Origin of the sequence: Okeania sp. KiyG1, from assembly GCF_014132355.1 — a bacterium.
Taxonomy (GTDB): domain Bacteria; phylum Cyanobacteriota; class Cyanobacteriia; order Cyanobacteriales; family Microcoleaceae; genus Okeania.
Window position 1 is genome coordinate 23,026 of sequence record NZ_BLZO01000051.1, and the last position, 6,492, is coordinate 29,517.

A 6,492-nucleotide genomic window follows, 5' to 3' on the forward strand; every position below is an offset into this window, starting at 1 on the left:
AATCTTTGATTTACCGGGAGTCCTCACTAGCTCCATTTTAGATAGAAAACAATTGAGAGTTCTTAGCTAAAATTTTGTGTTACTTTTGAGCAAGTAGTAATGCTTTATTTCTAGTTGTTAATTCTATTTCTCCTTCCATTGGTTGATTGTGCAATATCATTGTTGTGGTTTGGTTGTATTGAAATCCTATGCGTTTGTAGAAATCCTGTTGGTAGGTTGTCATTAGGTAGACTCGTTCTACATGGCACATTCTTGGATGACTTAAAATTGTTTGAACTAATTTGCGTCCTAGTCCTCCACCTTGATAGTTTGGGTGAATGACTATGTCCCAAATTGTTCCTCTGTATACGCAGTCTGATGTAGCACGACCAAAACCTATCATTTTTTGGCTATCCCATACACTCACGACTGGGTTACTGTTTGTAATGGCTATTTCTAAATCTTCTATTTTTCTATTTTTTGCCCATACTGCTGCGGAATCAAATAAAGCCATCAGTTGGACAATATCTACTTTTGAGTTACCTTCGCAGAATTGTATATGACGATAATCTCTGGTAGTGTTTTCCATGTTGAGTTAGCTCTCTATAAATTTCAATAGGAGTTATTTCAGTTATCAGTTATCAGTTATCAGTTATCAGTTATCAGTACTGACCACTGAAGTCATAGGCTTGAAATACGGAAGTTGATTTTTTTTCATCCCCTTGAAAGGGGAGGCTTGAGACCTTATTTTTTGGCCATAGAAGAAGGCAGAAGGTCTAATTGCTTATGGAGAGTCAACGACCGGCCACTTCGTGTCTTATAACCCCAAAAAATTTTCAGCACCGCTGTTGACGGTGGGGTATTAAACCCGCAAAAGAAAAGATAAATAATTTTTACTTTTGCCTATTTTTGTTTCGATTAAATATATTTTTGGACTAATTTTTATCTCTATCTTAACCTTTTTATACTTAAAGAGAGATAAAACTAATAAATATATTTAGGTTATTTTAGATTTTTTGAGTGCTGTTTTGATTGTAGATTATTTTACTTACCTCCAAAATTTGAAAGCTAGTAATAGTTGAGGTTTATTTCTTAACTATTTTGTATAATATCACTCTTTTTCTAATTATCAATATACTGATCGGATGTTTTTTCGTAAGTTGTGTCAAGATTTGATAACAAATTGAATTAGCTATAATTTTATATGAAAAGTTTTTTTGTATGTAATTTTTACTATATATATATAATTAATAATAACTATTGATGAGCAGTTATTAATATTTGGTGTTGTGTTATACTAATTTCATGAAATATTGCTACAGTGGTTTTCTCTGCTGGTCGGAATTTAGAGATTAATACTGTAATGACCTTTTTTGAATTTGGTATTATTTAATAAGTATTCAGGTGGACATGATATAAGGATAGAACTCCGTTCTGCTTTGCGATCGCATTACCTACTGTGGGATAGTGCGTTATATTAAATCCGTTGGCTTCGGAGTAATATAATTCCGTCGATTTTCATACAATGCGTAAGGGCGAATGGCCATTCGCCCCTACAATATAAACTCTTATCTCTAATCTCTAAATACTGAATAACACCGATGCTACCGGATTTGATATTATTTATATATGCTTCGCAACCTACGCAATCTAATATTTATTTTATATTAACTAATATTTATCTAATATTAATTTGACAAACACTATGCGCTTCGCACCCTACGGAATCTAATATTAATTAATATTGATTTGACAAACACTCTCTTAATATAATCTCCGGTAATATCGTTTGTGTATAGAATTAAGTTTCAATTGAAAGAAGCTCTTTCCTACGGAATGCTACGCAAACCCTGTCGGTTGCAATGACGGAAATACTTTCTATTACATATAGCGCTTTTGCTGATGGATAAACCACATCCTCATAACGAAAACCCTGTAAGGGCGTTTTGCTACCGCATAACTCCGTTAACGCTCCGCGACATGTAAAGCGGCAGCTCTGCGGAACGCAAATGCCATTTGCTTCGCATAACTATCGTTAACGCCCCTACTGTGGTCTACTGAAATGAAAACCGCTGTAAGTCCTAACAAATTTCATAAAATATTGCTACATTCATAGAAGAGTGAATAGGGAGTAGTAGGAGCGTTGTCTGCAACATCCGTAGGTTATAGAGGAACAGAAGTATATGAAAAAAGAGAAAATAAGATTAAATATTTACAATATCTGTGAGTGATAAAATTTGAGACTTAAGTGAGACTTAAGGGCAAAAATATAGATTAAGATGTAACTATAGCAATCAGGAATGAGTTGTGAGAATTGAGATATTCCTTAAAAGTATAGAATATAGCAATTATTATATTCATATGATATGTTTTTTTCGTATCTGCTCAATAAATGGGGGCGGACTATCAGTTTAGGAATGATTTTACGCCATTTGAGGCTTGCCATTTACAGATTTACCCCGGATTATTGAGCGGTTACTTTTTTTTCTTCTTCTCTGTTCCCAGATCCGGTGTTCCCTGTTCCCTAAAAGTTTTCAATATCTCACAACTCAAATCATATTGCTATACCTTTTTTGAATTTGATATTAGTCCTTCTAGCAAAATCAAGTTAACAATATGGGAAACATGAACTTTTGTAGTGATAATGTCACTGAGGTATGCCCAGAAATTATGGCTGCTTTGATAGCTGCCAATGAGGGGTCTGCGATGCCTTATGGTGCAGATGAATGCACACAACGCTTGGAAGCTAAATTCTCAAAATTATTTGAAACTCCTGTGACAATTTTCCCTGTTGCTACGGGTTCTGCTGCTAATGCTCTTGCTTTATCAGCGATCGCTCCTCCTTATGGAGCTATTTATTGTCATGCGGAATCTCATATTAATGTAGATGAATGTGGTGCCCCAGAATTTTATACGGGTGGTGCGAAACTGGTGACGCTCGGTGGTACAGATGCTCAAATTAATCCTTCTGACTTAGCAACAGCACTAGAAAAAGCTGGTATTGGTATAGTGCATCATGTTCAACCAGCAGCGGTTAGTATTACCCAAGCGACAGAAGCGGGAACAGTCTATTTACCAGAAGATATAGGTGAAATAGCTAAATTAACTCACGATCGTAATCTTTATCTACATATGGATGGAGCGCGTTTTGCTAATGCTGTTGATAGTTTGGGTTGTGCGCCAGCAGATATAACTTGGCGAGCGGGGGTGGATGTATTGTGTTTTGGGGCAACTAAAAATGGAGCGATGGCAGCGGAGGCAGTAGTCTTTTTTAATCAAGAATTAGCAAAAACTTTTGGCTACCGTCGTAAACGCAGTGGGCATTTATTCTCAAAAATGCGATATTTGTCAGCTCAGTTAGAAGCTTACATTACTGATGATTTATGGTTGAAAAATGCTAGCAATGCTAACCGAATGGCTACAAAATTAGCGCAAGGTTTGGTCAATTGTCCTGTTGCCAGGTTATGTCATCCAGTGGAGGCAAATGAAATTTTTGTAGAAATTCCTGGGTCTGTGGTTAGTGGTTTGATAGCTGATGGTTTTCAGTTTTATGTTTGGCAGCAGGCAACTTTACCCATAATTCGACTTGTAACTACTTTTAATACTAGGGGTGAAGATGTAGATGCTTTTTTAGCAAGTATTCGGTCTCATTCTGTAGTTAATGTGACGGAATAGAAATCTCTGAGAAAGAATAGACTTTTTGCAGAAGTAGGCAAGAGCGGTGCGACCCCGCGTCGGCGTCAGACGCAAGCGGTCAGACCCCGCGACGACGCCAGCTCGCTTGCGGAATGCTGACCAAGAGAGGGAATGCGCACTCCTGTGAGGCAACAGGCAACAGGGAAGAAAATTTCTGAAACAAGACACAAAAAATGATCTATATGTGTAATTTATGGAGATGTCTAATAGACCTCTGTGCTACGCGCAAGTCAGAAGTAATTCCTGATTGAGTTTGAGCGTTTATAATTGCCCTAACCTATTTGCATAGTGCTATATATTATATCATGTTCGGTTGAATACTTACCGAAAAATTGTGGGTATGCGCCTCCCCTTGATCGGGGATAATAAGCGGTCGTTTGCGGAGCAGTCCGTTAGGATGGGATGGCTCCGAAACCTGCGCCATATCCAATCGACCAAGAGAAGAAAAATTTTCATGAATTTGTCAATCCTATCCGTTTCAAGGAGAGGTAATTATTAATTATTCATTATTCATTATTAGTTGTTGAAAGCGCTTTTCATATTGATGAAGCACATCTTCACAATCAAAACCCTGTAGGGAGGTTCCATGGAACGTCCCTACTGTGGTCTACCGAAATGAAAACCTCTGTATAATAACAGGACTTACGCACAGGCACTAAAGCTCCGAATGGCGCCCCTACATATAGCCTTTTCAAGGTTAATTTGCGTAAGTCCTGAATAACTTAGCGAGGAGTCAGGAGTCAGGAGTCAGGAGTCAGGAGGGAAGAAGAAAAGTAAATATAATTTCAGTATTTCTTCGGTACTGTTTGCTAATGCAAAGCTCCGAATGGCACCCCTACATATGGCGTTTTTAAGGTTAATTTGCGTAAGTCCTGATTCAAAAAATTGCCCACCCAAAGCTATTCAAACTATAACCAACCAGACCAAGGACTAACTTCAAGTACACCTGTTGGAGTCATCACTACTCGGAATAAAGCAACAGACTTCTGCTCGGTAATTTCAGATTTAGCAGTATTCAATAACTTGGGTAAAGGCGTTTGCTCTGCATACTTATTAGCAGGTTCATTCATAGTTTCTAATTTGGCGATCGCTCCATCAACGTTAACTGTTATGCAAAAAAGTAAATCTTCGTACCATACTGGTGTTTGTTCCCAACTTTGGTCAATTTTGTCATACAATTTTTGATTTAACTCCTCTAACTTAGCTTGATCGGTAATCTCTGATGCAACAACTTCTACCACAGCAGATGAGGCAGTTGTATTCTGTAACTGTTTTTTACTCAAAGCAGACATAGACCACAGTTTAATTGTTTGATCGGCACCCCCACTGGCAAGAGTTTGTCCATCAGGGCTAAATTTTACAGACCAAACAGGTTTAGCATGACCTTTTAATGTTTTTAATAGTTCTTCTGTATCTACGTCCCACAGATGAATTTTTCTGTCGTAACTACTACTAGCAAGAGTCTGACTATCGGGACTAAAGGCAACAGATAAAACTGCTTTGTCATGTCCGTCTAGGGTGCATAGAAGTTGACCAGTTTCTACCTGCCATAACTTGATTTTTTGGTCTTGACTCCCACTAGCAAGGATTTTACCATCAGGACTAAAAGCGATCGCCCAAACTGTGTTGTTATGTGCTGCTAATGAGTGGAGTGGTTTACCTGTATTCACCTGCCAAGTTTTGATTTGACCATTTTTACTCCCACTAGCGAGCATTTCTCCATCTGGAGTAAATGCTAAAGATGTGATGGAGCTGGAATGTTTAAAATTCCGCTCAACAGATCCAGTTTTAAGATTCCAAATTTTGATCGTGCCATCATAACTTCCGCTAGCAAGAGTCTGACCATCAACGCTAATAGCTATAGCTTTGACATCATCGGTATGACCTTCGAGGGTTTGAATGAGTTTGCCATTGGCAAGATGCCAAAGTTTGATGCGGTTATCCCAACTACCACTGGCGAGGACTTTTCCATCTGAACTAATGGCAAGAGATTCGATGGCATCTTTGTGAGCATCTATGGTATTGAGCAACTGACCATTGCTGAAATTCCAAATTTTGATCGTGCCATCATAACCGCTGCTGGCCATGGTTTTGCCATCTGGACTGATAGCAACTGCATATATCCATCCTTTGTGTCCGGAAAGAGTAAGGGAGGGTAGGGTTGTTTTTTCTGGTTCCTGAGTCAAGTTTGTAGTTGGTGTTGAAAGCGATCGCCACAACCACAATCCACTAATATTTGTTAGAGTAGTTGCTGCTATTATTGTGGCATATTGACGGAACTGTTGTGGGGTTAGCATAGATTTTAATCCTGATATTTCTTAATTTGGAAAAGTTGATGATTAATTTTTGCTATTGCAGGAATTATACAAAGGCACTATATATAGGAATATAGGACTTTGGTGCGTTACGCTAGCGCTAACACACCCTACCAATAGCGTTCATGCGTAAGTCCTATAATTTTTAGGTAGTCTTGCATAGTAATGGTATACAAGGAACAAGGGATACTTGGTACGGGAGCAAGGGATGCTTGGTACGGGAGCAAGATGCTCCCACTGTTCTCGTAATAAAAATAATGCAATGCACAACCATTAGAATGCACCAACACCAATTTTTACTTTTGGTTTAATTTTCGGCTTTTATTTTTGCTGATTTTTTGTTGCGCTCTATTAGTTTTCTAGCAATAAATAAAATTGTGATGCCAGTAATTCCTATTACTCCTAATGGGGTGATATGGCTCCAATGACCCCACATTGTGTATATGACGTGCCAGACTAAAATAAACATGGCAAAATATGTTAATTGATGTAATTTCTTCCA

3 protein-coding genes and 1 pseudogene are annotated in these 6,492 nt (G+C 38.1%); 1 reads left to right on the top strand and 3 read right to left on the bottom strand.

Annotation, left to right across the window (positions count from 1 at the left end; translation table 11 throughout):
* Positions 1-79: 79 nt before the first annotated feature.
* Positions 80-568 carry a GNAT family N-acetyltransferase gene (locus SAGCYANO_RS09330; RefSeq protein ID WP_202219814.1) on the bottom strand — a complete coding sequence of 163 codons (489 nt, stop codon included), beginning with the start codon at positions 566-568 and terminating at the stop codon, positions 80-82.
* A 2,036-nt stretch (positions 569-2,604) separates the two neighbouring features.
* On the opposite strand from SAGCYANO_RS09330, the gene SAGCYANO_RS09335 reads away from it, so the two are divergent.
* On the top strand, positions 2,605-3,654 hold the full coding sequence (locus tag SAGCYANO_RS09335; RefSeq protein WP_202219815.1) for a low specificity L-threonine aldolase: 1,050 nt from the start codon (positions 2,605-2,607) through the stop codon (positions 3,652-3,654).
* 929 nt (positions 3,655-4,583) lie between these two features.
* Here SAGCYANO_RS09335 and SAGCYANO_RS09340 read toward each other — a convergent pair.
* The gene (locus SAGCYANO_RS09340; protein ID WP_202219816.1) at positions 4,584-5,972 is read right to left on the bottom strand and encodes a WD40 repeat domain-containing protein; all 1,389 of its coding nucleotides are present in this window, start codon (positions 5,970-5,972) and stop codon (positions 4,584-4,586) included.
* Positions 5,973-6,297: 325 nt separating this feature from the next.
* Positions 6,298-6,492 (bottom strand): annotated as a pseudogene (locus SAGCYANO_RS09345) (iron reductase); the annotation flags it as partial.

What these genes read in the sequence shown, in the direction of transcription:
- SAGCYANO_RS09335 (WP_202219815.1), top strand. Translation starts at nt 2,605, where the DNA reads ATGAACTTTTGTAGTGATAATGTCACTGAGGTATGCCCAGAAATTATG.
- SAGCYANO_RS09340 (WP_202219816.1), bottom strand. Translation starts at nt 5,972, where the DNA reads ATGCTAACCCCACAACAGTTCCGTCAATATGCCACAATAATAGCAGCA.
- SAGCYANO_RS09330 (WP_202219814.1), bottom strand. Translation starts at nt 568, where the DNA reads ATGGAAAACACTACCAGAGATTATCGTCATATACAATTCTGCGAAGGT.